The sequence below is a fragment of the Kitasatospora sp. NPDC088548 genome (genome assembly GCF_044753005.1).
Taxonomy (GTDB): Bacteria; Actinomycetota; Actinomycetes; order Streptomycetales; family Streptomycetaceae; genus Kitasatospora.
In genome coordinates this window covers 53,662-80,341 of the sequence record NZ_JBIVMI010000021.1, presented here as the reverse complement: position 1 = coordinate 80,341, position 26,680 = coordinate 53,662, and the positions used below count along the sequence as shown (strand labels likewise).

The following is a 26,680-nucleotide window of genomic DNA, read 5'->3' as shown; positions in this document are numbered from 1 at the left end:
CCCGCCCCCCGGGGCGGCGGGGCGGGGCGGGGGGCCCCCCCCCCCCCGCGGGGGGGGGCGCCCCCCCCCGCCGGGGGGGGGGGCGGGGCCCCCGCGCCCCCCCCCCCCCCCCCCCGCCGTCGCTTCCCTCGCTGCCCGGCCGGTGCTCAGGCCAACAGTCTTTCCTTGGCCCGCTGGTACTCCTCCTCGGTGAGCGAGCCGGTGGCCTTGAGCTCCGCCAGCTTGGCCAGATCGTCGACATGGCTGCGGGCGCCCGTGGCGGCCCCGGTGCCGCCTCCGCCCTCCGTCGGCGGGGCGGCGGCACTGCGGATGTATTCCTTGAAGGCGGCCTCGTTCCGCTGGGCCTGCTCCACGTCTCGCTGGCTCATCGACCTGCCGCGCGCGATGACGTAGACGAGCACGCCGATGAGTGGCAGCACGATCACGAGGAGTAGCCAGCCGGCCTTTGCCCAGCCGCCCAGATCATGGCTGCGGAAGATGTCCGTGATGATCTTGAACAGCAGGAAGAACCAGAGAATCCACAGGAAGAGCTCCAGCATCGTCCAGAAGATGTTGAGCAGCGGGTAGTTGTCCATGGTGCTCCCATCGGTGCGACCCCCTGGCTACAGGCGTCACCCGATTCATATCACCGTATATTGGACATTGCGCTGCGCTGCTCGGCCATTCAAGTGATCTCCGGCGCCGATGGGAATACCTCGCCGACCAGGCGTCTCGGCCGCGCTTCAGCCGTCGGCCGGGCCGCGCGTCAGCCCCCGGCCCGCCCCCGCAGCTCCACGGCCAGGCCGATCAGCTCGGCCCACCAGGCGTCGCGCCCACCGGCCAGCAGCTGCTGCGCCTCGCCCGCCTCCATCGCCCGCACCTCGACCACCTGTTCGCCATCGGCCGGATTGGTCGGCGCGGAGTCCACCGTCACCTCCGCCCAGCCCCAGAGCCAGGCCTTCTCGGGGTGCGGCTGCCACGGCCGGTACGGCTCCGGGGCGTCCGTCACGCACCGGTGCGCCCCCAGCCAGACCGGCGCCCCGAGCAACTGCGCGCCGGCCTCCTCCCGCAACTCCCGGACCAGGCAGGACTCGATGCTCTCCCCGCTCTCCCGCGTCCCGCCCGGCAGGAACCAGTGGTCGCGCTCGTCCCGGCAGAGCACCACCAATCCCTCGCTGAACCCGACCAGATGGATGTTGGTGACCAGTTCGTCCGGCGGCAGTTCCGTCGAGAACTGCGCGTCGTAAGGCCCCCACGCCCAGTGCTGCGGCGCGTGCAGCGTGGGGAAACGCGCCGCCAGTTCGGCGACTCTGCCAGTGGTGTCCGTTCGGTCCGTGGTATCGGTCATTCCGAGATCGTAGTGCCGGCGGGGAGACGGAGGGGGGTGGCGGTACGGGCCAGGGCGAGGCCGGCGGTGCCGAGGGCGCGGGAGCGGTGGGGGATGGTGGCCCCGACCGGGGTGGCGACCCAACTGCCCAGCGAGATCTCGGCGGTGATGCCTGGTCCGAAACCGGCGATCAGGCCCTGGGCGCCGTCGGGAAGGGCGCCCTCGTCGAAGAGGCGGGCGAGGGCGTCGAAGACGACGGCGCTGGCGATGTTGCCGCGCTCGGTGAGGGTGGCGCGGCTGAAACGGAAGGCGGCGGGCTCCAGATTGAGGTAGTGGCAGAGGTCGTCGAGGATGCGGGGGCCGCCGGCGTGCACGATGTAGAAGCCGAGGCCCGAGACGTCCCAGCTGTGCTCGGTGGCCAGCGCGCGCAGGGCGGGGGCCAGCATCTCCATGGTGCCGGGGACGCGCTTGTCGAGCTGGAAGTGGAAGCCGGTGTCCTTGACCCCGTAGGAGATCCAGTCCTCGGTGTGCGGGACGAGGTGCGAGCCGTTGCGCTCGATGTGCACGCCGGTGCCGCCGCGGCCGCGCATCACCACGGCGGCGACGGCGTCCCCGAACAGGCCGTTGGAGAGCAGCGAGCCGACGCCGAGGTCGGTCGGCTGGTAGCAGAGCGAGCAGAACTCGCAGGCCACGATGAGGACGTTGGAGCCCGGGTAGGCGCGGCAGAAGTCGTGCGCCCGGTTGACGGCGGCGCCGCCGGCCGCGCAGCCGAGCTGGGCGATCGGCACCTGGCGGGTGTCCGAGCGGAAGCCCATGGTGTTGATCAGCCAGGCCGTCAGCGAGGGCATCATGAAGCCGGTGCAGGAGACGTAGACGATCAGGTCGATGTCCCGGGCGGACAGCTCGGCGTGCCCGAGGGCGCGTTCGACCACCTCGGGGACGCGCAGCTTGGCCTCGCGTTCGTAGACGGCGTTGCGGGTGGTGAAGCCGGGGTGCTCCAGGGTCTGCTCGATGGGCTGGACGAGATGCCTGGTCCGCACCCCGGTGTTCTCGATCAGCCGTAGTGCCAGGGCGAGTTGCGGGTGGCCGGCGTGCAGGGTGCGGGCCAGGTCGAGGGTCTGGCCGAGCGTGATGACGTGCTCGGGTACCGCGATGGCGGGTCGGCAGAGTGTTGCCATGGATGAGGTCTCCCCTGGTGCCTACGGGTGCGTCGGACGTGCGCCTGGGTGGCGCGGGGGGAGGGTCACCAGGCGACCGGAAGGGTGCGCGGGTAGCGCCAGATCGAGCCCGTCCGCCAGTCCAGCCCGTCCGCCGGGACGGCGAGCCGCAGCCCGGGGAAGCGCCGCAGCAGGGTGCCGATGGCGACCTGGAGCTCCATCCGGGCCAGGTGCGCGCCGGGGCAGTGGTGGGTGCCGTAGCCGAAGGTCATGTGGTTGGCCGTGCCGCGGTCGAGGTCCAGCTCGTCGGGCCGGTCGAACATCCGCCCGTCGCGGTTGGCGGCCAGGTAGGAGACGTGCACGGCCTCGCCGGCCTTGATCAGCACACCGCCCAGCTCGACGTCCTCGGTGGCCACCCGGGCGATGCCGACGCCCTGGCGGAACGGGATGAAGCGGAGCAGCTCCTCCAGGGCGCGCGGCAGCAGGTCGGGCTGGGCGCGGAGCTTGGCGAGCTGCTCGGGGTGGGTGAGCAGGGTGTAGGTGATGTTGCTGAGCTGGTAGGTGCTGGTGTCGTGGCCGGTGACCAGCAGGACCATCGCCATCACGGCGAGCTCCTGGTCGTCCAGCAGTTCCTCGCCGTCCCGGGCGGTGGCGAGGGCGCTGATCAGGTCCTCGCCGGGGGCGCGGCGGCGGGCGGCGGTCAGCTCGGCGAAGTAGTCGCGCAGGGCGGTCTTGGCGCGGACCTGGCCGTCACCGCTGCCGGGGCCCATCGACATCATCGCGACGGCGTGGCCGCGGAGTTCGGCGCGGTCCCGCTCGGGGATGTCGAGCATCTCGCAGATGGTGGTGAGCGGCAGCCGGCTGGAGAGGTGGTGGACCAGGTCGGCGGGGGAGCCGTGTTCGGCCATCTCGTCCAGGAAGCCGTCGACGATCCGCTGGGTCTTCGCCCGCATCTGCTCGACCTGGCGGTTGGTGAAGCCCTTGGCGACCAGCCGCCGCAGCCGGTTGTGGGCGGGCGGGTCCATCAGGTTGATCGCCTCGACCTGGGCGATCGGGGCGGGCGTCATGCGGGGGAGGTCCCGCCCGATGCCGGCGGCGCGGCTGAACCGGCGGTCGGTGGTGACGACGCGGACGTCCTCGTAGCGGGTGGCCAGCCAGGCCTCGCCCTCGCCGTGCGGCAGCCGGATCCTGGCGATCGGGTCCTCGGTGAGCAGTTGCTTCAGGAGGGGGTCGAACTCCAGGCCTGCGGTGTGGTTGAACGGGCAGTCCCACACGGGGGCGGAGGTAGTCACGGGCTGATCCAAGTGGCCTGAGGTGGTGCCGCCCGGACATGGGCCGTTCGGGCGCGGACGTGCTGATGTTCCCCCATGAGGAGGCAAAAGTGTGGGCGTGACGGATAGTTCGCTCGATCGAGCGAGATAGATGATTGTCTTCAGATATACGGGAGTTGGGGATCACCTGCTGCCGGGGACGCACTCGGCAGGACGTGCGGGGCGCGCGGCAAATGGCATGCACGCTACTAGGCAACCGGCCAGTAACAGCCCTACCGTCGAACCCTCTTAGCTCTGACGGAGGAGCTGATATGCACCGACGCCCCCATGCGCTCAGGCTCCCGGTCGCCGGCCTCTCGGCGGCCCTCCTCATCACCGCGGCCCTCACCACGACACCCGCCCCGGCCACCCCCGTGCCCGGCACCCCCGTCGCGGCCGGCGACTACTGCGGCGGCCGCTGCCTCGACATCCTGCCGCCCGGCGAGAACGGCAACGCCACCCTCGCGGAGATCATCCTCAACCGGATGTTCGGCAGCCGCCCCGCCCACACCGACGACCAGCTCGGCCCGTACGCGGCGCTCGCGGCCGGCTACCCGGGCCTCACCGAGGCCCAGTTGCGCAGCTTCTTCAACGACGCCTCCTTCGGCGTCCCCGCCGACCAGGTGGCCAGCACCACCCGGCCCCGCGCCGACGTCGCCATCGTCCGGGACAAGGCCACCGGTGTCCCGCACATCACCGGAACCACCCGCTACGGCACCGAGTTCGGCGCGGGCTACGCCGCCGCGCAGGACCGGCTCTGGGTGATGGACCTCTTCCGGCACGTCGGCCGGGGCGAGCTCTCCGGCTTCGCCGGCGGCGCCGCGGCCAACCGCCAGCTGGAGCAGAGCTTCTGGCAGGCCGCCCCGTACACCGAGGACGAGCTCCAGCGGCAGATCGACGCCATCGCGGGGCAGGGCGACCGGGCGAAGCAGGCTCTCAACGATGCCACCGCCTACCTCGACGGCATCAACCAGTACGTCAAGGAGGCGTACGACGGCCGCTACTTCCCCGGCGAGTACGACCTCACCGGGCACATCGACCCGATCACCAACCAGGGCTCGATCGCACCGTTCAAGCTGACCGACCTGGTGGCCCTCGCCTCCGTGGTCGGCGCCCTCTTCGGCTCCGGCGGCGGCGGTGAACTCGCCTCCGCCCAGGTCAAGTCGGCCGCCGAGGCCCGCTACGGCAAGGAGGCCGGCGACGCCGTCTGGAAGTCGCTGCGCGAGGCCGACGACCCGGAGGCCGTCCAGACCCTGCACGACGGGCAGAGCTTCCCCTACGCCCAGGCGCCCGACGACCCGCAGGGCGCCGCGCTGCCCGACCCGGGATCGGTGGTGCCCGAGCGGCTGGTCTACGACGCCACCGGCTCGGCCGGACAGCTCACCACCCCGGCAGGCGGCGTGCTGCCCGGCAACCTGCTCCGCGACCGGCACGGGATGTCCAACGCCCTGCTGGTCTCCGGCAGCCACACCGACGACGGCCACCCCGTCGCCGTCTTCGGCCCGCAGACCGGCTACTTCGCCCCGCAGCTGCTGATGCTGGAGGAGATCCAGGGCCCCGGCATCAGCGCCCGCGGCGCCGCCTTCGCCGGCCTCAGCTTCTACGTCCAGCTCGGCCGCGGCCAGGACTACGCCTGGAGCGCCACCTCCGCGGGCCAGGACATCACCGACACCTACGCCGTCCCGCTCTGCACCACGGACGGCTCACCCGTCACCACCGCCGCCAACTCCTACCGCTGGCACGGCCAGTGCCTGCCGTTCGACCGGCTGGAGCGGAAGAACGCCTGGAGCCCGACCACCGCCGACTCCACCGCGGCCGGCTCCTACACCCTGGTGATGTACCGCTCCCGCTACGGCCTGGTGACCGCGCGCGGCATCGTCGGCGGCGCCCCCGTCGCCTTCACCTCGCTGCGCTCCTCCTACCGCCACGAGGCCGACTCCATCATCGGCTTCCAGGAGCTCAACGACCCCGGCGCGGTGCACGACGCCGCGAGCTTCCAGCGGACCGCGCAGGACATCAACTACACCTTCAACTGGTTCTACGCGGACTCCAGGGACATCGCGTACTACAACTCCGGCGCCAACCCCGTCCGCGCCCCCGGGGTCGACCCCGGCCTGCCCGTCCGGGCCGAACCCGCCTACGAGTGGGCCGACTTCGACCCGGTGGCCAACACCGCGCGGTACACCCCGCCGGCCGAGCACCCGCAGTCGGTCAACCAGGACTACTACATCTCCTGGAACAACAAACAGGCCGCCGGGTACGCCCCGGCCGGCTACGGCAACGGCTCGGTGCACCGGGCCAACCTGCTCGACGACCGGGTCAAGGCCCTGCTGAAGAACGGCGGCAGGGCGAGCCGGGTCTCGCTCACCCAGGCCATGGAGAGCGCCGCGCTGGCCGACCTGCGGGCCGAGGACGTGCTGCCCGAGCTGCTACGGGTGATCCGCAGCGCCCCGGTGACCGACCCGGCCGCGGTCACCGCCGTGCAGCAGCTGGAGAGTTGGCTGGCGCACGGCGCGCAGCGCCGGGAGACCTCGGCCGGCAGCCAGACGTACGCGGACGCGGCGGCGATCCGGATCATGGACGCCTGGTGGCCGCTGGCCGCGGAGGGGGTGATGCGGCCCGGGCTGGGCGACCAGCTCTTCGCCGCGCTGACCGGGGCGTTGCAGATCAACGAGTCGCCGTCGGGCGGGCAGCCGGGCCCCGGTGGCGGCCCGGTCAGCGCCAACGAGTCGATCCCGCACAAGGGTTCCGCGTTCCAGTACGGCTGGTGGAGCTACCTGGACAAGGACCTGCGGGCCGTGCTCGGCCAGCCGGTGGCGGGCCCACTGGCCCGCCCGTTCTGCGGCGGGGGCGACCTCGCGGCCTGCCGGTCGGTGCTGCTCGACACCCTGAAGCGGGCCGCCGCACAGACCCCGGCCCAGGTCTACCCGGGGGACGCGGACTGCGCGGCGGGCAACCAGTGGTGCGCGGACACCGTCATCCAGCGGCCGCTGGGCGGGGTGACCGACGCCAAGACCACCTGGCAGAACCGGCCGACGTACCAGCAGGTGGTGCAGTTCTCCGCCCACCGCTGAGCACTCCGGCCCTGCGTCCCTGGCCGCGCCGGAAACCGGCGCGGCCAGAACCGGGCGGGCGTCCGGGGCGTCCGTTCAGGCGTGATCACAGGTCTCCTGAGCGGGGTGCCGCTGTTCTGGCCCGGGCTGCTCTGCTCGCTGGTACCGGCGGCGCTGCTGAACCGGCCGGTGGGGCGGCTGCTGCGGGCGCACTGGGCGGTGGCGTTCGTGCTGCTGCTGGCAGGTGGCGGGGTGGTGACGCTGACGCTGCTGCCCGACAGCCAGGGGGCGTTCTGGGAGCTCTCCCGGGACGCCGTCCGGCACTGCGCGTTCGCCGGGGCCGGGCTGCGGCCGCCCGATGAGTGGCTGACCTCGCGGCAGGCGGAGCTGAACATCGCGATGTTCGTTCCGGTCGGCCTCGCGGCGGCGCTGGCCGGGACCAGGCCCCGGGCGGCGGCCGCCCTGCTCGGTGCGGCGGCCCTGCCGTTCGCGGTGGAGGCCGTCCAGTACGCGCTGCCCGGACTCGGCCGGGCCTGCGACGCCCAGGACGTCTGGGACAGCCTGCTCGGCCTCGCGCTGGGCGCGGCCCCCGGCCTGCTCGCGGGCCAGGTGGTCCGGGCGGCGGCGCGCTCGCTGCGGGCGGGGAGGAGCGCCTGACGGACCCGTACGGGGGAGGGGCGGCGGCCGTACAGAACCGGGCTGTCCGCCGTGGGACGGACAGCCCGGGTGTGTGGCCCAGCCCCCAACCCCCGACCCCTGAGGGCCGGGTGCCCGGCTCCGAGGCCCGAATCGGGGCGACCCGCCGCCTCCTCCGGGCGGATCACGGATGGAATTCGGAGATTGCTGCGGTGCCTTCCCGTGGGCAGCCCGGCGAGATCGCGGATGGGGCCGCGCCGGTACGATCCGGCCCATGCTTCTGTCGATCGACGTCGAGTCACATGCCTACCAGTACGGGCAGTACACCGGATACGCCATCGTGGGTGCGCTCGGACTGCTCTTCCTCTGGAAGGCGACCGGCGAATGGCGCGGCGTGGTCGACCAGCAGCCGCCCCGGAGCCCCGAGGACGCCACCCGGATCGCCGGGCTGCGCCGGAGGCGTACGAACATCGTCCTGGCCGTGATGGGCGCACTCGCCGCCGTCGGGACGACCGCGATAGGCGTGAAGGCCTCCGGGAACGACTTCCGTGATGCCGCCGCGTCCTCCGGCCCCACCGACCGCACGGTCGTCGCGCCGGCCTCCGTCGGGGACTACCACCTGCTCGTCGGGGAGAACGCCGCACAGCTGGAGGCACGGATGGCGAATGACGCGTCGCATCGCAGCTGGTTCTACGCGAACTCGCCGGACGACACCCACCCGCAGGTCGTGCTGACCGCCGCCACGAACGAGTGGAGCCCCGAACTCGCCCACGAGAAGGCCACGCATTCGTCCTCCTGGGCTCTCCAGAACTTCTTCGCCGGGGCCAGGATCGACCGCCCGCAGGCCGTCGACCCGGGCCCCCTCGGCGGGCAGATGCAGTGCGGCGGCAAGGGTGCGAACACCATCTGCGCCTGGGACGACGCCTCGACGTCCGGAGCCCTCGTCCTGCTGGGCATCACGGATATCCACGACGCTGCCGACCTCGCGGTGAAGTTCCGCAACGCGGCCGAACACTGAGTCAACGGGACGCCGGACCACAAGCTGATCGGGTGAACCCGGGCCGGTGCGAGGGCCGTCAACCCAGGTGTCGGCCCTCCGGGCCGGCCGGTTCGGACACCCGCGTGCACGGCGCGCTCCGGACAACGGCTCACCACGGTCAGTGCCCTGACCGCTCCCCAGGAGGTCCGCAATGGCGCCGAGGAAACCCACGAAGATCCTGCTCGGAAGCACGACACTGGTCTGCCTGAGCGCCGGCGTGATCGCGATCGGAGGCGTGGCATCCGGGCACGAGGGCACCGGGGCGACGTCGGCCGTGGCGGCGTCGGCGCGAAACGCCCGCCCGGTCCTGAAGTTCAGCAGCCTGGACGGCCCGGTCACCGCAGACGAGATCAAGTCGTACAAGTCCTACATTCAGACGCTCACGCCGGCCGCCGACAACATCGGCAACCAGTGGGCCCAGGGGCACAGCGGTGAGTCCACCAAGGCGATGGGCCTGGTGTACGAGGTCTCCGCGGACCGGGCGATCCTCGACCGGATGATCGGCTTCTGCGACACCGTCCTCTCCGAGCGCAACGACCTGGCGGCCCGCCCGGTCGGACAGCACGTGCTCTGGACCGGCAAGGTCGATCCCGCGTGGCCCAACGACGTCACGGCCAAGCCCATCGGCACCGGTGGCGAGCAGGGCGACCCGGTGGGGCACCTCGCCAACTGCGCCCGGCTCATCCTGCGGACGCCCGGCATCTGGCAGAAGCCCGTGACCAGCGGCGACCCCCACGGGTACGGCGCCACCTACCTCGACCGGGCCAAGCGGTTCGTCGCGGAGGCCGACACCGCCGTCGACCGGCACATCCTGGCCCGGCTGCTGGACGTCTCCAAGGGGAACCGCCAGTACTTCGCGGCGGACTCGCCCTACAAGGGCGGCCAGCCGGTGCCGTGGAACCAGCAGATGATGTTCGACTACGCCTTCCAGAACCTCGCGATCGCGCACCAGCTCCTGGGCGACGACCCGAAGCGGGTCAACCGGTACGACGACCTGGTGCAGGCCAGCATCGACTGGTTCTTCTCGCAGGCGCGCAAGTACACCGACGGCGCCGGCAAGACCGCCTACGACTGGGGATACGCCCCTTCGACCAACGGCAAGGAGGACAACAACCACGGCAGCCTGGACTGCGCGGGCCTCTACCGGGCCTACCTGTCCGGCCGGTACGGCATCACCCCGGCCATGCTCGCCCCGCTCGCGAACACCTTCGTGGACGTGATGAGCAAGGAGCCCGGCCACTACGCGGGGCGCATCGACGGCGCCGACGGCGCAGGGAACAGCGGGCCCACCACCTACGTCCGCAGCGGCTGGCTCCTCATGGCCGAGTTCCGGCCCGACGCCTACCAGAAGCTGATGAGCGCCAACTTCCCCCAGGGGACGACGACGGCCGACGACCAGTTCTCGCGCGCCCTGATGCTGAAGAACCGGCGGAACAAGCCCCAGGGCTGACCGGCCCGACCCACCCCGAGGCCGGCCGTCCACCACCGCGCCGGACGGGTCTCCGCACCGTGGCACCGGGCCCGTGCGACGACGTCCAACGGAGAAGTTCTAGGGTGAGCCCATGCCTGACACTGTGCCGCACGACGCCGACCGGACCGGCGGGGGCGCCGGTGGCGGGTGGTTGGAGGAGATGAGAGCGCGGGTGCGCGGAGCCCGGGCCCAGGGCGGACGGGGTGCGTGGGGTCCATCGGCCCCGGCGGGGGAGGCGCTCGACCGGGCCGACGCCACCGCCTCCCCGGTCGAGCGCCGCCTCCGGCTGGCCTTCGCCGCGCACACCGGTGAGGTGACGGCGGTGGCGGCGGCCACGGCGTACGGCCGCCGGTTCGCCGTCACCTGCGGCTGGCAGGAGGAGGCGGTCCGCGTGTGGGATCTGGACACGGGGCATCCGCTGGGCGGACCTCTCGTCGGCCACACCGACCGGGTGTCCACGGTGGCGACGACGGTGCTGGCCGGCCGGCCGGTCGCCGTCACCGGCGGCGAGGACGCGACCGTACGGGTCTGGGACCTGGTGACCGGCGCGCAGATCGGCGAACCGCTGATCAGCCCCGCCGGCCGGGTACCGGCCCTGGCGACCACCCGGCTCGACGGCCGCCCGGTGGTCGTGATCTGCGGCGAGGACGGAACGGCGCGCGTGCGGGACCTCGCCACCCGCCGGCAGGTCGGGCAGTCGCTCGCCGGCCACACCGGCGAGGTGCTGTCCGTGGCGACGACGGCGCTGGACGGCCGCCGGGTGGCCGTCACCGGCGGCGAGCACGGCACGGTTCGGCTCTGGGACCTGACCACGCGCCGGCCCCTCGGCGAGCCCCTCACCGGTCACACCGGCCGGGTGACCTCGGTGGCGACCACCCGGCTCGACGGCCGCCCGGTCGCCGTCACCGCCGGTCCTGAAGCCGTCCGGGTCTGGGACCTGACCACGCGCCGTCAGCTCGGCACGCCGCTCACCGGCCTCGCCACCACCGTGGTGACCGCGACCCTCGACGGCCGCCAGGTCGCCGTCACCGGCGGCTGGTACGAGGTGCGGACCTGGGACCTGGCCACCCGCGAGCAGATCGGCGAGGCCCTGGACGTCCCGATGTCCGTGGGAGCGCTGGCCCTGGCACCGGACGGCCGGCTGCTGGTCGGCTTCGACTGGGACCTCACCGTGCTGGCCCACCTGCGCTGACGGGCGGGGGCGGCGGCAACCGCCCTGGCCGGCCTGGGCCCCGCCGCCTTCACGATCACCGTGTCCGACCTGCGCCTGGCCTTCGGCCGCAACCTCCGGCAGGCATCCCGGCGTTCGCGGAGCTGGGGGAGCGGTAGCAGCGCCTGGTCCGCGTCGTGGCCTCGCTCGACGGCGAGACGTGGCGATGGGTGAACTTCCTGGAGATCCTGGCTGCCCGGGGGCTGCCGCAGGACCGCGCGGCGATGCGCGCCCATGCGGGGATGGCACGGGAGTAGCCGGAAGGCCCGCCCGGCGAAGACCGGGCCCCCGGCGTACCCCCTTCCCGTTCGGAGTCCGGGAAAGTGGTGCGCTGGGGGCCGGGCCGCGCCGGAGGAGAGCCGGTCAGCCGGAGACGGCGTCACCGGGGACGGCACCCCAGGACGACCAGCTGCCGGCGTTGTAGTCGGCGCCGATGGAGTAGACGCGGTTGTCGGTGCCCACACCGTAGACGTGCATCACGTTGTTGGAGACCGCGCTGGTCAGGCTCTTCATCGGGTTGGAGGCGATACGCGTCCAGATGTTGGACCAGCCGGGGCCCGAGTAGTCGCCGTCGGTGTTGTACAGCGCGTCGTCCGAGCCGATGATCTCCAGGTGTACCGTGCTGCCCGTGACCGAGGCCGTGATGCCCTTGGCACCGGCCGCACCGCCCGGGACCTCGTCCCAGCCCGGGGACCAGCTGCCGGCCGTGTAGTCCGCGCCCTTGCTGTACACCTTGCCGGTTTCGCCCAGCGCGAAGACGATCATCTTGTTGCCCAGGGCGATGCTGGTCAGGCCCCTGAGGCCGGATCCGTCCAGGCGGAACCACTTGTTGTCCCAGCCCGGGCCGGAGTAGTCGCCGTTGGTCGAGTACAGCGCCCCGTCGGCGCCGACGATCGCCAGATGGACGGTGCTGCCGATCAGGGTCGCCGTCAGGGCCGTCGCGCCGGCCGCGCCACCCGGCACCTCCACCCAGCCGTCGGACCACGAACCGGCGCTGTAGTCCGCCGACTTGCTGTACACCTTGCCGGTGCCGCCCAGCGCGAAGGTGATCACCTTGTTGCCGAGTGTCACGCTGGTCAAGGCCTTGAGGCCGGATCCGTCCAGGCGGAACCACTTGTTGTCCCAGCCCGGGCCGGAGTAGTCGCCGTTGGTCGAGTACAGCGCCCCGTCGGAGCCGATCAGGTTCACCCGGTCTGTGGTGCCGGTGGCCGCGGCGCTGATGAGGGGCTTCGACTGCCAGTTGTTGGCCGGCGGCGCGTCGTCGACGATGCTGTTGTTGCGGACCGGCTTGTAGGTGCCGTAGCCCGAGAAGTACGGGTAGGGGATGACACGGTGGTGGACGCCGGTTCCGGTGAACTCGTAGCCCACGTAGGAGTTCTGGCCGCCGTCCGTCCAGTGGTCGAAGAGGACGATGTGGCCGCTGGCGCCGGCTGCGTCGTTCAGCAGGGCGTCACCCGGCTTGAGGTCGCCCTTGCCGATCCACGAGGCGACACCGGCGGGGACGAAACTGGTGGTGTCCAGGCCGGGGGTGCCCAGCTTCCAGGCCATCGAGACGTAGCCGGAACAGTCCTGGCGGTAGCCGTCGTGGTAAGTGGTCCAGCTGTAGTTGAGACCGAGCGGCACCCATGCGGCCGCCCTGGCCAGGGCGGTGGAGCGGCTGATTGCCGGGCCCGCCGTCTGGAGTGCGGCACTGGACCCGTCCGCCCCTTGGCCCTTGCCGAAGGACGGGGACCCCTGGCCCGCGCCGCCCTTGTCGTTGGTGCCGGGGACGGCGGCCGGGGCGGCGGTGGTCGAGGCGCCGGCCGAGGGGACGGGCTGCGCCTGTACCGGGGTGGTGCTCAGCACGGCGATCGAGAGGCCGGCCGCGAGAAGCAGGGACGTGGAACGCAGGACGGAGCGCGAAGTGGACATGGTTGTCTCCCCTGAGGTGGGTTGGTCGAATGGACGGGCCTTGAGCGGCGCCCGGGACGGGACTCGGTCCGGGCCGGGGTGCATCAGTAAGTGCCTTGGATCCGTGCTTAGTTGCGGGTACTGGCTCGTGCCAGGGGGATCGACCGCGCATGCCGGGGTGGTGGGAAAGGCCGCGGGAAGGAGCGGGGGAGCGACTCTGCCGAGAAGCCCGGGCAGCGCGGGCAGGCCGGCGGCGTACTGGGCGGGCGGCACGGCTGCTGGGCGACCGCACGTGCTTCTGGGGCGGGGTGGCCCGGCCCGGTTGAGGTCAGCCCGGTTGAGGTCAGATGGTGCCGGACGGCGGCGCGTCGGTGTCGGCGGTCGCGACCGCGGTCGTGTCGGCGGTGGCCGGGCCGGGATGCGGGAACCCGGATACCGGGGGTGACCCGCCCCGGGCGGGCATGGCGACCGCGGCGGCCTCGGTGAGAGTGGTGTCAGGCATGACGGAGTCCTTTGCGAGAGTCGGGGGGTGACGTGTGGTCTCCGGTTTCGCGTCCCGCGGTGACGCTTCCTCCGGCCTGCACCCCTGGGCGGTGCTCCCTGGTGGCGAGTACCAGCTTTCCCGCAACGCAGGGCGGGTGGAAGGTTTCCTGGCTGGACGGAATCGGCCCTGGACGGATTCGTCCAGGGCCGCCTCGGAGGCCCGCAGCCCGCTGTCGTGCGGAGGGTGAATCCTCTGCGGTGTTCGCGCGGTGGTGTCGGTGCCCGGGTGCCCGTCGTCCTCCAAGGAGGACAGCCTGCTCTACGGGGCGGCCTGCCTCGCCACTCTCGGGGGTGGTGCTGCGCGTGGGAGAGGTGCAGGCGGGTCTGCGCAAGCGGGTGGGTCGTCGACCGCACCTCTGCACCTGGACCCTGAACGGCCGGGAGCGCCAGGAGTATCGGAGGAGTGTCGAGCCGCACGTCACCGGTGACCGGGTGCGCTTGCGGGCCGGTCGCGAGGCCGGCGAGGCGGACCACCGCGAGGGGGCGCCTGGTCATGGCGGTCGTCCTGGCGTCCTTCGCGGGCCTGTTCGTCCTCGGCTGCCCCGGCCTGCCGGGAAGGGCCCTGCCGGGAAGGGTCCTGGCGGTGAGGCTGTGACGAGGCGTCTGGCCGCCGGGCGGCCGGGCGGTTCCCCTCGGGAGTGGGACGTCGGACCGGCCGACTTCCCACTCCGCGGCTCGCCGGAGCGCGGGGGCCCGGGGCCCGGGGGATCAGCGTCGGCCGGTGGCGTGCTCGTTCAGGAAGGCGCCGGCGTGGGCGGCGGCCTCCTCCTTGGTGGCCCAAGAGGTGCCGCTGTCGGCCGCGCCGTCCGTCCCGTCGGCGCCGCGGGCGGTCCACCGCCAGTGGCCCGATGCCGGATCGCGGGACAACTCGGCCTTTCCGCCGAACAGTTCGACGGTGGCCCGGTCCGGCTGCGCGGTCGGCCTCTCGACGGCGTCGGGCCACTTCTTGCGGGCGCCCTGCCGGGTGATGCCCCAGGCGGCCCCGAGCTGCTCGTAGTTCGCGCCGTAGGAGCCGGCGGTCCGCGCGGCGATCGCCGTCAGCCGTTCGACCTCCGTGTCCACCACCTTCCAGGCGGCGAGGACGGACAGGGTGACCTCGATCGGGTCCGCGTTCCACATGCGGTCCTCGGTGAGCCCGGTCGCCCGGGCGCGCAGGGCCGTGGCGAGCGGGGTGAGGGCGTCCTGGAGGGCCCGGTCGAGAGAGGCGAGTTCGGCGGAGGTGGCTTCGGTCGGCTTCATGGCGACAACTTTAGTTTCCAAACCTCCTTGCGGTAACAAGAGTTTACGAATGACATATGCCAACCACGGTGGCGCCGAGGGCGTCCAGACGGCGGCGGACGCTGGTGGCGATGCCCTTGCCGGGCACGTGCATCGGCGGCCCGGGCGTGCGGGTGCCGACGGCTCCCCGAGCCGCCGGCACCCGCGTCAGGCCTGGTCAGCCGCCGTACTGGGCGAAGATCTTCGCGAACTCGTAGGGCTGCTGCGGGATGTTGGTGCACTTGAACAGCGCGCCGGTGCAGGCGTTGGCGTCCCGGGTGGCGTCCCAGAAGGCGAGCACGCCGAGGTGGTGCTGCTGGGCGAAGGAGACCAGCTGCTGGGCGTCCGCCTGGTTGTAGATCTGGTGGTCGTCGTTCTCCCCGATCATCGGGGTGACGCCGACCATCGCCCAGAGCTGGGCGTCGCTCTTCGCCGGGTAGAGGGTCTTGAGCTGGCCGTAGAGCGACTGGGCGGCCTGGACGGCCGCGTCGCCGTAGTCGGTGCCGGTGCGGTAGTAGTCCATGGCCATGACGTTCACCAGGTTGACGTCCACGCCCGCGTCCCGGGCGGACTTGACGATGGCGACGCCGTCGGCGGTGAGGCCCTCGGGCAGCACCGGCAGGGTGAAGGAGACCTTGAGACCGGGGTTGGCCTGCTGCAACCTGGCCAGCGCGGCGGACCGGCGGGTGTTGGAGGCGGTGTCGGCGATCGCCGCGCCCTCGATGTCGAAGTCGACGTAGCGCAGGTTGTAGGCCTTCACCACGGCGTCGTACTCGGCGAACAGCGAGTCCACCGTGGTGCAGGCGGCGGCGAGTTCGGTGCCGCTGGCGCCGCCGAAGGAGACCTTGACGTCGCCGCCGGCCGCGCGCAGCGCGTCCACCTGGTCCTTGGCCCAACCGGTGCGCGGGTCATAGGCGTTGAACCAGCTGGCCTTGCAGCCGACGCCGGTGACGAAGCCCATCGTGAAGGACTTGAGGTTGCCGGACTTGGCCATCGCGGGCATCGACGGGGTCGGCCAGGCGCCCATGTCGATGTACGGGGCCACCGGGACGGCCACGTTCGGCGGCGGGGTGCCGGGGCCGGTGGGCGTGGCGGTGGTCGTCGGGGTGCCCGACGTGGGCGGCGGGGTGGACGGGTTGCCGCCGCCGGGCCCGGTCAGCGAGACGTCGTCGGCGAGGTAGGAGCCCTGCCCGTACCAGCCGTGCAGGTACACCGTGACGCTGGTGGTGGCCGGTCCGGTGGTGAACGTGGTGGACAGCTGCTGCCAGGCGGCCCCGCCGGGCGTCCAGACGGCCGGGTCGGTGACCCCGCTGCCGGTCGCGCCGAGGTAGACGTACTGGCCCTGCACCCAGGCGCTGAGCGTGTACGTGGTGTTGGGCTGCACGGTGACGCTCTGGCCGCACTGCGCGGTGTCGCTGCTGCCCGCGGCGCCCTTGAGTGCGTACGAGCCGTTGTGCGCACCGGTGTTGACGATGCTGCCGGTGGTGGCGGAACAGCTCCACGGGCCGAGCGAGCCGCTCTCGAAGCCGGCGTTGGCGAGCAGGTTGCCGTCGGCCGCACCGGCGTTGCCGGCGAGGGCGGCGAGTCCGCCCGCGGCCAGGGCGACGGCGGCGGCGAGGCTGAGCAGCTTGGCGCGGCCGGCGGGGCGGCGGTGCTGGGCGGGCGCGTGCTGGACGGGGGCGTGCTGGGGCGCGCGTGGCATGGGGGTGCCTCTCGGGGACGGTGCCCCGCCGACCACGGGCGCAGAAAAGGACCGGGGTGCGCGGGCGGGCGGCGGCGGGCTGGGGGCGGGGTGTCCGGATGCGGGGGAGGTGCGCGGTACTGAGCATCAAACTGGACTAGACCAGCTGTGCACGTCAAGCATTTCCGGGACATCAAGGCGCGCCACAGCCCGGCTTGTGCATGGTTTAAGAGTGCTCTCATCCTGGCGGCCGCTCGGGTTCCACACCGTCGGCTCACCGGGCGGCCGCGGGTGTGGTCGAGGCGGGCGCCGGCCCGGGCGCCGCACCGTTCGAGTGTGCCGCACTTGACCTTGAGTGCGCTCGAAGGTGAAGGCTGGTTCCCGTTGGTCCCGGTGACACCGGATCCCGACGGATCCCGACGAATCCCGACACGAAGGAGAACCGCGATGCGTACCGCCACGCTCGGAACCGAGGGCCCCGAGGTCGGGGTGGTCGGCCTCGGCTGCATGGGGATGACCTGGGCCTACGACCTGCGCGACCGCGACGACGAGGTCTCGGTCCGGGTGATCAGGGAGGCGCTGGACCTCGGTGTCACCCTGATCGACACCGCCGACATCTACGGCCCGTACAACAACGAGGAGGTGGTCGGCACCGCCCTGGCCGGCCCCTACCGGGAGCGCGCGGTGCTCGCCACCAAGGTGGGCCTCGTCCCGGGCACCGACACGCGGGTGGCGAACGACGGGCGGCCGGAGCACGTGCGGCGGGCGATCGACGAGAGCCTGCGCCGGCTCGGCACCGACCACGTGGATCTGTACCAGCTGCACCGGGTGGACCCGCAGGTGCCGATCGAGGAGACCTGGGGCGCGCTCGCCGAGACGGTCGCGGCGGGCAAGGCGCGCCGGATCGGGCTCTCCGAGGTGAGCGTCGAGCAGATCAGGCGGGCGCAGGCGGTGCACCCGGTGGCGTCCGTGCAGTCGGAGCTGTCGCTGTGGACGCGCGACGCGCTGGCCGAGGTGCTGCCGTACACCGAGGAGCAGGGCATCGCCTTCCTGCCGTTCTCGCCGCTCGGCCGGGGCTTCCTGACCGGGCGGATCTCCTCGGTGGACGAACTGCCCGCCGACGACTTCCGCCGGACGCTGCCGCGCTTCCAGCAGGAGGCGCTGGCGGCCAACCTGGCGCTCGTCGGGAAGGTGAAGGAGGTCGCCGCGCGGGTCGGGGCGACGCCCGCGCAGGTGGCGCTGGCCTGGGTGCTGGCGCAGGGCCGGTACGTCTTCCCGATCCCGGGCACCAAGACGCCCCGCTACCTGGCGGACAACGCGGCGGCGGCCGAGGTGGTGCTCGGCGCGGCCGACCTGGCCGAGCTGGACGCCCTGCCCGCGCCGACCGGCGGGCGGTACTGAGCGGTTCCGAACGGCACCCGCCGCCCGCCGCCGGGCGCTCAGCGCTCCTTGACCCAGACCAGCTGCCGCCCGGTCTCGCCGGGTGCCCTGACCGCGGTGTCGGCCACCCGGTCCAGGCGGTAGCCGAGCTTGCGCGGGACGGCGGCGCTGGGGCCGTTCGCCTGGTCGCAGCGGATCTCCACCCGCTCGATGCCGGGCAGGGCGAGGGCGGTCTCGGTGAGCGCCCGGGCGGCGGCGGTGGCGATGCCGCGGCCCACGTGCTCGGCGCTCACCCAGTAGCCGATCTCCAGCGCGCCCGGCCCGATCCGGCCGTGCAGGCCGAACGCGCCGATGACGCTGCCGGGCCTGGCGTCCAGCCCGGCCAGGTAGATGAAGTCGGTGCCGGCGTCCCAGGCGGCGGCTCCGGCCGCGGTCAGCCGGCCGGTCTGCGCGCGGGTGGGCGCCTCGGCCGCCCACTCCATCCAGGGCCGCAGATGGTCGAGGTTGGCGCGGACGGCGGCGTTGAGCGCGGTGGCGTGCCAGGCGCAGCGGCGGTGCAGGGAGACACCGCCGGCCAGCCGCAGCAGCTCCGGCGGCCGGCCGGCGGTGACCTCGCCCGGCGCCCCGGCACGCGGGGTCTCGCCCCGCACGGTGGCGCGCGGCCCCGGCTCGGGCGCTTCCTTGCAGGACCGTGGCATGACGTGACTCATGACAGCGATTATGTCGGCGGCCCAAACCGGGGACCACCGAGTTTCGGGGCGGGCGCCGGGAGCGTCGGAGCGCGCGACGGGCGCGTCAGAGGCGCACCAGCACCTCGTCGAGATCCTTGCGCCGCAGGTCGGGCACGCGCGCCCCGTCCGCCGGGTACCCGACCGGGATCACGTACGCGGCCCGCTCCTCGGCCGGCCGCTCGCACACCTCGTTCAGGAACTTCATCGGGCTCGGGGTGTGGGTGAGCGTGGCCAGCCCGGCCTGGTGCAGGCTCGCGAGCAGCAGTCCGACCGCGATGCCGACCGACTCCTTGGTGTAGTACGGGCGCGGCGAGTGCGGGCCCTTGTGCACCTCGAAGACGACGATCACGGCGGGCGCGTCCTCCAGGAACGGCTTCTCCCAGTCGGTGCCGATCGGCGCCAGCGCGGCCAGCCACTCCTCGGAGGCCCGGTGCGCGTAGAACTCGCGCTCCTCGGCCTCGGCGGCCGCGCGCAGCCGCCGCTTGCGCTCCGGGTCGGTGATCACCACGAAGCGCCAGGGCTGGACGTGGGCGCCGCTGGGCGCGGTGTTCGCGGTGCGGACCGCCCACTCGACGACGCCGTCCGGGATCGGGCGGGTGGAGTAGTCGCGGACGGTCCTGCGCTGGTCCATCACGTCGTGGAAGGACTTGCTGCGCGCCTCGGCCTCGTGGGCGGGCACCGTCATCGGGCGGAGCGGGACGCTCGGGTACGAGGCGCCGGCCGCCGCCGTGCTGTCAACCATGGGGCTCTCAACCATGGTCGACAGCAGAGCACATGACGGACGGTCGGGGAAGGGGTCAGGTCTGGACCACGGATGCGTCCGCCCGCCCCGGCCGTCCGCAGGGGTTCAGCTCTCCCGGACGCGACCGCCGCTGACCTCGATCCGCCGGTTCACCGCGACGGTGTCCAGCATCCGCCGGTCGTGCGTGACCAGCAGCAGCGTGCCGGTGTACGAGGCCAGCGCGGACTCCAGTTGCTCGATGGCGGGCAGGTCCAGGTGGTTGGTGGGCTCGTCCAGCACCAGCAGGTTCACCCCCCGCGCCTGCAGCAGCGCCAGCGCGGCGCGGGTGCGCTCGCCGGGGGAGAGGGTGCCGGCCGGGCGCAGCACGTGCGCCGCCTTGAGGCCGAACTTGGCCAGCAGGGTGCGCACCTCCTCCGGCGTCAACTCCGGTACGGCGGCCGCGAACGCCTCCGCCAGCGGCGCCCCGCCGAGGCTGTGCTCGTTCTTGAAGATGTGACCGCGCGCCTGGTCCACCTCGCCGACCACCACGCCGGAGCCCAGGACGGCGCTGCCGCCGTCGAGTTCGAGCCGGCCGAGCAGGGCGGCCAGCAGCGTGGACTTGCCCGCGCCGTTGGCGCCGGTGATGGCGACCCGGTCGGCCCAGTCGATCTGGAGGTCCACCGGGCCGAAGGCGAAGTCGCCGCGGCGGGTGGTGGCCCCGCGCAGGGTGGCGACCACCGAGCCGGAGCGCGGCGCGGTGGTGATCTCCATCCGCAGCTCCCACTCCTTGCGCGGCTCCTCGACCACGTCCAGCCGCTCGATCATCCGTTGGGTCTGCCGGGCCTTGGACGCCTGCTTCTCGGTGGACTCGGCGCGCACCGCGCGCCCGATCTTGTCGTTGTCGCTCGCCTTGCGGCGGGCGTTGCGCACGCCGTGCTCCATCCAGCCGCGCTGCATCCGCGCCCGGGCCTCCAGGCCGGCCTTGGTGTCGGCGTACTCCTCGAACTCCTCGCGGGCGTGCCGACGGGCCACCGCGCGCTCCTCCAGGTACGCCTCGTAGCCGCCGCCGTACACGTTGACCTGCTGCTGGGCGAGGTCCAGCTCCAGCACCCTGGTCACCGTGCGGGCCAGGAACTCGCGGTCGTGGCTGATCAGCACGGTGCCCGCGCGCAGGCCCTTGACGAAGGCCTCCAGCCGCTCCAGGCCGTCCAGGTCGAGGTCGTTGGTGGGCTCGTCGAGGAGGAAGACGTCGTAGCGGGAGAGCAGCAGCGAGGCCAGACCGGCCCGGGCGGCCTGGCCGCCGGAGAGCGCGGTCATCGGCAGGTCCAGCGAGACCTTCAGCCCGAGCGAGTCGGCGACCTCCTCGGCCCGCTCCTCCAGGTCGGCGCCGCCGAGGTCCAGCCAGCGGTCCAGGCTCGTCGCGTACGCGTCGTCGGCGCCCGGGCGGCTCTCGACCAGGCCCTCGGTGGCCTCGTCCAGCGCCGCCTGCGCGGCCGCGACGCCGGTGCGGCGGGCCAGGAAGTCCCGGACGGACTCGCCCTCGCGGCGCTCCGGCTCCTGCGGCAGGTGGCCGATGCTGGCGCCGGCCGGGCTGAGCCGCAGCGTGCCGCCCTCGGGGGTGTCCAGCCCGGCGAGCAGCCGCAGCAGGGTCGACTTCCCGGCGCCGTTCACCCCGACCAGGCCGATCACGTCGCCGGGGGCGACGACCAGGTCCAGGCCGGAGAAGAGGGTGCGGTCGCCGTGGCCGGCGCTGAGGTCCTTGACTACGAGTGTGGCGCTCATGATGCTCCCGATTCTAGGAGCAGCGGGGCCGGGGGCGGAAAGCCGCCGGAGCGCCCCCGGGCCCGCGGCGGGAGGCCGCGGGCCCGGGGTGCCATCGGGCCGGGTGTCCGGGCCGGGTGTTCGGGGGGACGGGCCGGGCCATGGGGGCAGGGCCGGAAAACCGGTTGCGGGGCCGTCCGGGCCTCCGTAGCGTGAGCTCCGCCACCCGCCAGAACAGGAGAAGGCCGTTGCTCTACTGAGGTCCCGAGACACCGCCCCCGCCGTGCCGCAGCCCTGCTGTGCGTGGTGCGCGAGTGTGCGACCTCAGTGGTGAGCAGGCCCGGCGTCCCGCCGCCGTTCGTTTCCGGCGCTCCGACCCGGCCAGGCCCGATCCGGCCCCGCCGGGCCCGACCCGGCGCTCCCGCTCCCGCCGCACCCGCGGTGTCTCCCGTGTTGCTCCCCCTCATCACGTCAGGCAACCATCCGGGAGGCCGTCCATGGCACCATCCACCACCTCCGTCCTCTGCACCGACCTCGCCTTCGAATGGCCCGACGGCAAGACCGTCCTCGACGGCTTCCACCTCGCCGTCGGCCCCGGCCGGACGGGACTGATCGGGCTCAACGGCGCCGGCAAGTCCACGCTGCTGCGGCTCATCGCGGGCGAGCTCACCCCCACCGCCGGTGCCGTTCGGGTCAGCGGCGAACTCGGCTACCTGCCCCAGGGGTTGACGCTCGACACGGCGCTTCGGGTCGATGAGGCGCTCGGCATCCGGGCCGTCCGCGAGGCCCTGCACGCGATCGAGTCCGGCGACACCGACCAGCGGCACTTCGACGCCGTCGGCGACGACTGGGACGTCGAGGAGCGTGCCCGCGCCACCCTCGACCGGCTCGGCCTGCACCGCCTCGGGCTCGACCGCACCACCGGCGAGCTCTCCGGCGGCGAGGCCGTCCTGCTGCGGCTGGCCGCCCTGCTGCTGCGCCGCCCCGACGTCCTGCTGCTCGACGAACCCACCAACAACCTCGACCGCGCCGCCCGCGAGCGGCTCTACGAGACGGTGGCCGGCTGGAGCGGGGTCATGCTGATCGTCAGCCACGACCGCGAACTGCTCCAGCACGTCGACCAGATAGCCGACCTGCGGGACGGCGAAGTCACCTGGTACGGCGGTAACTTCGCCGAGTACGAGCGCACCGTCGCCGCCCAGCAGGAGACGGCCGAGCGGCTGCTGCGCAACGCCGAGGCCGACGTCCAGCGCCAGAAGAGGGACCTGGTCGAGGCCCGGAGCAGGCTGGAGCGCAGCGCCAGCTACGGCAAGAAGCGCTCGGTCACCCGCAACGACCCGCACATCTTCGCCGGCAAGCTGAAACGCCAGGGCCAGGAGACGGCGGGCCGGCTCCAGGGCATGCACACCGAGCGCCTGGAGGAGGCCAAGCAGCGCCTCACCACCGCCGAGGAGGCCGTCCGCGACGACGCCGAGATCCGGATCGACCTGCCCCGCACCGCCGTCCCGGCCGGCCGCACCGTGCTCACCCTGCAGAAGGTCCGGCTGCCCTACGGCACCACCGCCGACCTCGACCTGCGCGGCCCCGAACGGATCGCCCTGGTCGGCCGCAACGGCTCCGGCAAGACCACCCTGCTGCGCACCATCGCCGGTGAACTCGCCCCGCTGGAGGGGGAGATCACCACCCCGGTGCCGCTGCGCCACCTGCCGCAGCGGCTCGACCTGCTGGACGACCGGCTCACCGTCGCGGGGAACGTCAAGCTGTTCGCCCCGTCGGCGGGGGACAACGCGATCCGGGCCCGGCTGGCCCGTTTCCTGTTCCGCGGCGGCCGGGCCGACCAGCCCGCCGCCACCCTCTCCGGCGGCGAGCGCTTCCGGGCCGCACTGGCCGCCCTGCTGCTGGCCGACCCGCCGCCGCAGCTGTTGCTGCTCGACGAGCCGACCAACAACCTGGACCTGGCCAGCGTCCGCCAGCTCACCCAGGCGCTCGCCGCCTACCAGGGCGCGCTGATCGTGGCCAGCCACGACCTGCCGTTCCTGCGTGGCCTCGGCCTCACCCGGTGGCTGGAGCTGGACGGCGAACTGCGGGCGGTGGAGCCGATGTGAGAGGCGGACGCCGAGGGGCCGATGCGAGGCCAGGCCCGCGGGGCCCCCGGCTCCTCAGCGGTCGCCACCGAGGAGCCGGCGGGCCGTGGTCAGCGCCGAGTCCTTGAGGGTGTCCAGCTCCTTCTCGGTGAACACCGGCGTGGGCACCTGCGGGGGGATGCCCGGCCCGTCGAAGGTGCGTCCGTCGCGGGTCAGGAACTCCTCGTTCGGCAGACCCACCGCCCAGTGCGCCGACAGCAGCCGGATCATGACGTCGGAGAAGACGCCCTGGGTGTTCTCGCCGATCCTGGTCACCCGCGGGCTGCGCTCCATCAGCGCCATGGTGAACGTCTCGCCCGCGCTGACCGTGGTGCCGGCGGTCAGCAGGGCGACCGGTCCGGTGAAGCGCGGAGCCGCCGCCGGGCGCACGGTGATCGGCTGCGGCCGGGTGAAGCGGCTCGGGTCGGCCGGGTCGTTCCGGGCCCGCTTGGTGTACGCCGGATACGGGCGGTCGGTGAGCCGGGCGGCGATCCGCAGCCCGAGTTCGTCCGAGCCACCGCCGTTCAGCCGGACGTCGATCACCAGTCCGCGCAGCCCGGCCGAGCCGGCCAGGAGAGCGTCCAGAGCCCGGTCCAGCTCGGCCGCCTGCTGCTGGTAGCTGCCGTCCTCGACATAGTCGTCGAAGCTGCCGACGCGCAGATAGCCGATACCGCCCGGGAGTTCGCCGACCCCGAGCTTGCCCCCGCCGAACATCCGCTCCGGCCCGACCAGTTGCGCCGCGACGGCCTTCCCGGCCCGCTTGGCAAGCTCCGGGGTCTCCTCCTGAGTGCCCGGCCGCAGGCCGAAGAAGACCCCGTGGAGATCGCGGGCGAGGCTGGTGTGCGCGTCGTGCAACGGCTCCATCATGGCGGTGAAGATTCGCTGGAGGTCGTCGTCGGTGGTCTGCGGGCCGATCTGGGGCCGGTACTGGTCCCGGACGGCGTGCCAGTCGATGCCCTTGGCGGCGAAGAACGGGTAGTTCTCCTCGAACGTCTCCCAGAACCGGTCGAAGACGGACAGCGGGTCCCCGGGCGCCGGTGTGGTGCACAGCGCGGGCAGCCCCGGCAGCCGCTCCAGGTGCGTGCTGCCGGCCGAGTCGTCGGCCTTCAACGCGGCCCGGTCGCGGCCCTGTGGCGTGACGGTTATGTCGGCCGTCGCCCCGCGTCCGTAACGGGTCGCCCCGTCGCGCCCGGGGCTACCGACCTGCCCCGCCGTGAAGAACCCCGGGACGCAGCTGCCCGAGGTCACGCTGTAGGTCGTCAGCCGTCCGTGGTCGATCGTCAGGACCATTCCGTACCCGTCCGACCGCCAGACGCCCTCCAGCCGGTTCGCGGCCGGCTGCGCCCCGCTCGCCGGCGCGGCGAGCGCGGTGCCCGCCACCCCCGTCGTCACTCCGATCGTCACCGCGAGCGCCACCGCTGTGACCCCCGCCGCCCGTGCCGTACCCCTGAACCGCATGTCGGCCTCCGCCGTCTCTGTCGGTCCGGTCGGGTGGGATCCTGCCGGGCCCGCACACGGGTGAGCGGGCCCGCACGGTCCCCACGACCGTCCCCAGGCCTCCCCCGCGGAACCCCTCCGCCGCCTGCCGTCGACGCTACGGGCCGGGTGGCCGACCGGTCGTCCACCTCTGTGGTGGTCCCGCCGGTCGCCCGGGCCCGTCCCAGGACGGAGCGGGGTGCGGCCCGGGGCGGACCAGGGGAGGAGCGGAACGGGACCTGAGGAGGATCGACAACCGGCCCTCCGGCCTGCCACGGCGTGTCAGGCCCGGGCGGGCCGCAGCTTTCCCGAGACCAGGGTGCCCAGCCGGTCCAGCCCGACCACCGCCGCCGCGAGGACCACGAACTCCACGGTCAGCAGGGCGATCTGGCCCCAGACATAGCCGTAGCCCTCGGTCGTCGGGTCGAAGAAGAAGTACGGGTACGGCATCGGGTAGTTGGAGAACAGCGCGTTGCGGACCAGCACGATCGCCGCGTACCCGAGCGGGAAGGCCAGCCAGAGCGGTATGTCGCGCCAGGCGGAGGCGTTGCGGGGCTTCAGCGTCAGCCAGTCGGCGATCACCATCACCGGCGTGACGTAGTGCAGGAAGAACGACGACCAGTGCTGGAGCTTGTCCGGCCCGTCGAAGAGTCCGGGCAGCGGATTGGCACCGTGCTCCAGCAGGATGTGCGAGACCAGCCCGGTGATCAGGATGTACAGGGTGGCGGCCCCGCGCAGCCGGGGCGCGGGGGCGTCCACGGTGCCGCGCTTGACCATCCAGTACGCCGCGCCGGCGAAGTAGCCGAGCACGATCACGTTGCTCTGGATGGTGAAGTACACCAGCGGCGCGGTCTGGAGGATCAGGCCGAGGCCCGCCGAGAGCACGATGCCCAGGCGCCACCAGAGCGCCGGGCGGATCCAGACTGACATACGGTCACCAGTTCGTTCGAGGCGATACGGGAGGTATCGGATGGTCGGGGCGGGGGAACGCCGCACTCTACTCGCTGGTAGGACCGGGACGGAAGAATCGTCACTGCGGACTGCCCCCGGCCGCCCGGCTGCTCGGGCAGGACGATCATCGCCCCGCCCGACGGCGTCGACCGGTCCGCCCACGGCCGCGCCGAGACGGTGATCGCCGCTCTCGCCCTCGCGCTGCCGATGAGCGCACTCGTCCTCCTCTGGCCGTGGGCCGGGCCGGACGACTACTCCGAACCCGTCTTCTCGGCCGGCCTCCAGCGGCTGCTCGACGTGTCGTCGGCCTGGCCCGCCCTGGTGATGGCGACCGCCTTCTTCGTCCACTCCGCCGCCCGCCGCCCTGCCGGCCATCGCCACCACCCTCGCCGTGCTCCGCCGCACCCCGACCGCCTCCCCGGAGCCGGCCGAGCCGGCCTGACCTCGGTGCGGGCCTGGCCACGGTGCCGCCCGCCCGGGCGCCGTGAGACGTCAGACGGTGGCCGGCCCGCGCCGGGCGGTGAAAGCGAAGGCCCGGCGTGAGTGGGGCGAGTTTCACCTCGACTCACTCACGCCGGGCCGATCACGCTCCGGGCGCCTTGCACCCGGTTCGCGCGTCAGGACCTACCGCGCGCTGCCCGCTTCCTGGCGAACACCAGCGCCGCACCACTGAGCAGCGCGAGGAGCGCGAGCCCGATGGCGACCGCGATGTTCGTACCGGTCGCGGCCAGGTTCCCGCCCGGCTTCGTCTCCGGCGCCACACCCGAGGTCGGGGGCGTTCCCGGCATCGGCTGCTGCGGAACCGGAGACGACGGATCCGGCGAGGACGACGGGTCGGGCGTCGGCCCGGGACCGGCCGACTCCGAGGACGACGGCTCCGGCGACGGGGAACCCGTGGCGGTGGGGGAGGCCGTCGGCGAGGGCGAACCCGTGGCGGTGGGGGAGGCCGTCGGCGAGGGCGAACCCGTGGCGGTGGGGGAGGCC

21 protein-coding genes and 1 pseudogene are annotated in these 26,680 nt (G+C 73.1%); 9 read left to right on the top strand and 13 right to left on the bottom strand.

What is annotated here, in order from left to right; all coding sequences use genetic code 11:
* Positions 1 to 146: 146 nt before the first annotated feature.
* The 4 genes from ACIP82_RS25215 to ACIP82_RS25200 all read right to left on the bottom strand — a co-directional run bounded on the left by ACIP82_RS25215 (position 147) and on the right by ACIP82_RS25200 (position 3,755).
* Entirely contained in the window at positions 147 to 575 is a 429-nt protein-coding gene (locus ACIP82_RS25215) for an SHOCT domain-containing protein (protein ID WP_400656466.1), read from the bottom strand.
* A gap of 170 nt (positions 576 to 745) precedes the next feature.
* Complete coding sequence (locus ACIP82_RS25210) at positions 746 to 1,327, bottom strand: NUDIX hydrolase (RefSeq protein WP_400656464.1); 582 nt, start codon at positions 1,325 to 1,327, stop codon at positions 746 to 748.
* Entirely contained in the window at positions 1,324 to 2,484 is a 1,161-nt protein-coding gene (locus ACIP82_RS25205) for a type III polyketide synthase (protein ID WP_400656461.1), read from the bottom strand. The genes ACIP82_RS25210 and ACIP82_RS25205 overlap by 4 nt, the downstream gene beginning before the upstream one ends.
* A 65-nt stretch (positions 2,485 to 2,549) precedes the next feature.
* The gene (locus tag ACIP82_RS25200) at positions 2,550 to 3,755 is read right to left on the bottom strand and encodes a cytochrome P450 (RefSeq protein ID WP_400656459.1); all 1,206 of its coding nucleotides are present in this window, start codon (positions 3,753 to 3,755) and stop codon (positions 2,550 to 2,552) included.
* 290 nt (positions 3,756 to 4,045) lie between these two features.
* On the opposite strand from ACIP82_RS25200, the gene ACIP82_RS25195 reads away from it, so the two are divergent.
* The 5 genes from ACIP82_RS25195 to ACIP82_RS25175 all read left to right on the top strand — a co-directional run bounded on the left by ACIP82_RS25195 (position 4,046) and on the right by ACIP82_RS25175 (position 11,164).
* Positions 4,046 to 6,847 carry a penicillin acylase family protein gene (locus ACIP82_RS25195; RefSeq protein WP_400656457.1) on the top strand — a complete coding sequence of 934 codons (2,802 nt, stop codon included), beginning with the start codon at positions 4,046 to 4,048 and terminating at the stop codon, positions 6,845 to 6,847.
* Positions 6,848 to 6,928: 81 nt separating this feature from the next.
* Positions 6,929 to 7,483, top strand: a complete 555-nt coding sequence (locus ACIP82_RS25190; protein ID WP_363612379.1) for a VanZ family protein — start codon at positions 6,929 to 6,931, stop codon at positions 7,481 to 7,483.
* Positions 7,484 to 7,736: 253 nt separating this feature from the next.
* Positions 7,737 to 8,480 (top strand): hypothetical protein, encoded by a 744-nt coding sequence (locus ACIP82_RS25185; RefSeq protein ID WP_400656455.1) that lies wholly within the window; start codon positions 7,737 to 7,739, stop codon positions 8,478 to 8,480.
* 172 nt (positions 8,481 to 8,652) lie between these two features.
* The gene (locus tag ACIP82_RS25180; RefSeq protein WP_363612389.1) at positions 8,653 to 9,951 is read left to right on the top strand and encodes a hypothetical protein; all 1,299 of its coding nucleotides are present in this window, start codon (positions 8,653 to 8,655) and stop codon (positions 9,949 to 9,951) included.
* A gap of 112 nt (positions 9,952 to 10,063) precedes the next feature.
* The gene (locus ACIP82_RS25175) at positions 10,064 to 11,164 is read left to right on the top strand and encodes a WD40 repeat domain-containing protein (RefSeq protein ID WP_400656452.1); all 1,101 of its coding nucleotides are present in this window, start codon (positions 10,064 to 10,066) and stop codon (positions 11,162 to 11,164) included.
* Between the two features lie 381 nt (positions 11,165 to 11,545).
* On the opposite strand, the gene ACIP82_RS25170 is transcribed toward ACIP82_RS25175, so the two are convergent.
* From ACIP82_RS25170 to ACIP82_RS25155, 4 genes are all read right to left on the bottom strand, one after another.
* Complete coding sequence (locus tag ACIP82_RS25170) at positions 11,546 to 13,093, bottom strand: hypothetical protein (protein WP_400656450.1); 1,548 nt, start codon at positions 13,091 to 13,093, stop codon at positions 11,546 to 11,548.
* 322 nt (positions 13,094 to 13,415) lie between these two features.
* The gene (locus ACIP82_RS25165) at positions 13,416 to 13,574 is read right to left on the bottom strand and encodes a hypothetical protein (RefSeq protein WP_400656448.1); all 159 of its coding nucleotides are present in this window, start codon (positions 13,572 to 13,574) and stop codon (positions 13,416 to 13,418) included.
* Between the two features lie 749 nt (positions 13,575 to 14,323).
* Positions 14,324 to 14,854 carry a hypothetical protein gene (locus ACIP82_RS25160; protein WP_400656446.1) on the bottom strand — a complete coding sequence of 177 codons (531 nt, stop codon included), beginning with the start codon at positions 14,852 to 14,854 and terminating at the stop codon, positions 14,324 to 14,326.
* A 196-nt stretch (positions 14,855 to 15,050) separates the two neighbouring features.
* Positions 15,051 to 16,574: a carbohydrate binding domain-containing protein gene (locus ACIP82_RS25155; RefSeq protein ID WP_400656445.1), complete on the bottom strand. Its 1,524-nt coding sequence runs from the start codon at positions 16,572 to 16,574 to the stop codon at positions 15,051 to 15,053.
* A 426-nt stretch (positions 16,575 to 17,000) separates the two neighbouring features.
* Between ACIP82_RS25155 and ACIP82_RS25150 the strand changes: the two genes are divergently transcribed.
* Positions 17,001 to 17,954, top strand: coding sequence for an aldo/keto reductase (locus ACIP82_RS25150; protein ID WP_363612399.1), 954 nt, complete (start codon positions 17,001 to 17,003; stop codon positions 17,952 to 17,954).
* A gap of 38 nt (positions 17,955 to 17,992) precedes the next feature.
* Here ACIP82_RS25150 and ACIP82_RS25145 read toward each other — a convergent pair whose 3' ends face one another.
* The 3 genes from ACIP82_RS25145 to ACIP82_RS25135 all read right to left on the bottom strand — a co-directional run bounded on the left by ACIP82_RS25145 (position 17,993) and on the right by ACIP82_RS25135 (position 21,167).
* Entirely contained in the window at positions 17,993 to 18,643 is a 651-nt protein-coding gene (locus ACIP82_RS25145; protein WP_400656444.1) for a GNAT family N-acetyltransferase, read from the bottom strand.
* A gap of 85 nt (positions 18,644 to 18,728) precedes the next feature.
* Complete coding sequence (locus ACIP82_RS25140) at positions 18,729 to 19,406, bottom strand: nitroreductase family protein (RefSeq protein WP_363612403.1); 678 nt, start codon at positions 19,404 to 19,406, stop codon at positions 18,729 to 18,731.
* 105 nt (positions 19,407 to 19,511) lie between these two features.
* The gene (locus ACIP82_RS25135) at positions 19,512 to 21,167 is read right to left on the bottom strand and encodes an ABC-F family ATP-binding cassette domain-containing protein (RefSeq protein ID WP_400656441.1); all 1,656 of its coding nucleotides are present in this window, start codon (positions 21,165 to 21,167) and stop codon (positions 19,512 to 19,514) included.
* Positions 21,168 to 21,643: 476 nt separating this feature from the next.
* Between ACIP82_RS25135 and ACIP82_RS25130 the strand changes: the two genes are divergently transcribed.
* Complete coding sequence (locus ACIP82_RS25130) at positions 21,644 to 23,251, top strand: ABC-F family ATP-binding cassette domain-containing protein (RefSeq protein WP_400656439.1); 1,608 nt, start codon at positions 21,644 to 21,646, stop codon at positions 23,249 to 23,251.
* 54 nt (positions 23,252 to 23,305) lie between these two features.
* Here ACIP82_RS25130 and ACIP82_RS25125 read toward each other — a convergent pair whose 3' ends face one another.
* Together ACIP82_RS25125 and ACIP82_RS25120 are read right to left on the bottom strand one after the other, a co-directional pair.
* Complete coding sequence (locus tag ACIP82_RS25125; RefSeq protein WP_400656436.1) at positions 23,306 to 24,727, bottom strand: S41 family peptidase; 1,422 nt, start codon at positions 24,725 to 24,727, stop codon at positions 23,306 to 23,308.
* 300 nt (positions 24,728 to 25,027) lie between these two features.
* Positions 25,028 to 25,675 carry a Pr6Pr family membrane protein gene (locus ACIP82_RS25120; RefSeq protein WP_363612412.1) on the bottom strand — a complete coding sequence of 216 codons (648 nt, stop codon included), beginning with the start codon at positions 25,673 to 25,675 and terminating at the stop codon, positions 25,028 to 25,030.
* A gap of 198 nt (positions 25,676 to 25,873) precedes the next feature.
* On the opposite strand from ACIP82_RS25120, the gene ACIP82_RS25115 reads away from it, so the two are divergent.
* Both ACIP82_RS25115 and ACIP82_RS25110 read left to right on the top strand, forming a co-directional pair.
* Positions 25,874 to 26,239: a hypothetical protein gene (locus ACIP82_RS25115; protein ID WP_400656433.1), complete on the top strand. Its 366-nt coding sequence runs from the start codon at positions 25,874 to 25,876 to the stop codon at positions 26,237 to 26,239.
* A gap of 153 nt (positions 26,240 to 26,392) precedes the next feature.
* Positions 26,393 to 26,680, top strand: a pseudogene (locus ACIP82_RS25110) (hypothetical protein); the annotation flags it as partial.

Coding starts and splice junctions, on each gene's coding strand:
- ACIP82_RS25215 (WP_400656466.1), bottom strand. CDS start 575: ATGGACAACTACCCGCTGCTCAACATCTTCTGGACGATGCTGGAGCTC.
- ACIP82_RS25210 (WP_400656464.1), bottom strand. CDS start 1,327: ATGACCGATACCACGGACCGAACGGACACCACTGGCAGAGTCGCCGAA.
- ACIP82_RS25205 (WP_400656461.1), bottom strand. CDS start 2,484: ATGGCAACACTCTGCCGACCCGCCATCGCGGTACCCGAGCACGTCATC.
- ACIP82_RS25195 (WP_400656457.1), top strand. CDS start 4,046: ATGCACCGACGCCCCCATGCGCTCAGGCTCCCGGTCGCCGGCCTCTCG.
- ACIP82_RS25185 (WP_400656455.1), top strand. CDS start 7,737: ATGCTTCTGTCGATCGACGTCGAGTCACATGCCTACCAGTACGGGCAG.
- ACIP82_RS25180 (WP_363612389.1), top strand. CDS start 8,653: ATGGCGCCGAGGAAACCCACGAAGATCCTGCTCGGAAGCACGACACTG.
- ACIP82_RS25175 (WP_400656452.1), top strand. CDS start 10,064: ATGCCTGACACTGTGCCGCACGACGCCGACCGGACCGGCGGGGGCGCC.
- ACIP82_RS25170 (WP_400656450.1), bottom strand. CDS start 13,093: ATGTCCACTTCGCGCTCCGTCCTGCGTTCCACGTCCCTGCTTCTCGCG.
- ACIP82_RS25165 (WP_400656448.1), bottom strand. CDS start 13,574: ATGCCTGACACCACTCTCACCGAGGCCGCCGCGGTCGCCATGCCCGCC.
- ACIP82_RS25160 (WP_400656446.1), bottom strand. CDS start 14,854: ATGAAGCCGACCGAAGCCACCTCCGCCGAACTCGCCTCTCTCGACCGG.
- ACIP82_RS25155 (WP_400656445.1), bottom strand. CDS start 16,574: ATGCCACGCGCGCCCCAGCACGCCCCCGTCCAGCACGCGCCCGCCCAG.
- ACIP82_RS25150 (WP_363612399.1), top strand. CDS start 17,001: ATGCGTACCGCCACGCTCGGAACCGAGGGCCCCGAGGTCGGGGTGGTC.
- ACIP82_RS25145 (WP_400656444.1), bottom strand. CDS start 18,643: ATGAGTCACGTCATGCCACGGTCCTGCAAGGAAGCGCCCGAGCCGGGG.
- ACIP82_RS25140 (WP_363612403.1), bottom strand. CDS start 19,406: ATGGTTGACAGCACGGCGGCGGCCGGCGCCTCGTACCCGAGCGTCCCG.
- ACIP82_RS25135 (WP_400656441.1), bottom strand. CDS start 21,167: ATGAGCGCCACACTCGTAGTCAAGGACCTCAGCGCCGGCCACGGCGAC.
- ACIP82_RS25130 (WP_400656439.1), top strand. CDS start 21,644: ATGGCACCATCCACCACCTCCGTCCTCTGCACCGACCTCGCCTTCGAA.
- ACIP82_RS25125 (WP_400656436.1), bottom strand. CDS start 24,727: ATGCGGTTCAGGGGTACGGCACGGGCGGCGGGGGTCACAGCGGTGGCG.
- ACIP82_RS25120 (WP_363612412.1), bottom strand. CDS start 25,675: ATGTCAGTCTGGATCCGCCCGGCGCTCTGGTGGCGCCTGGGCATCGTG.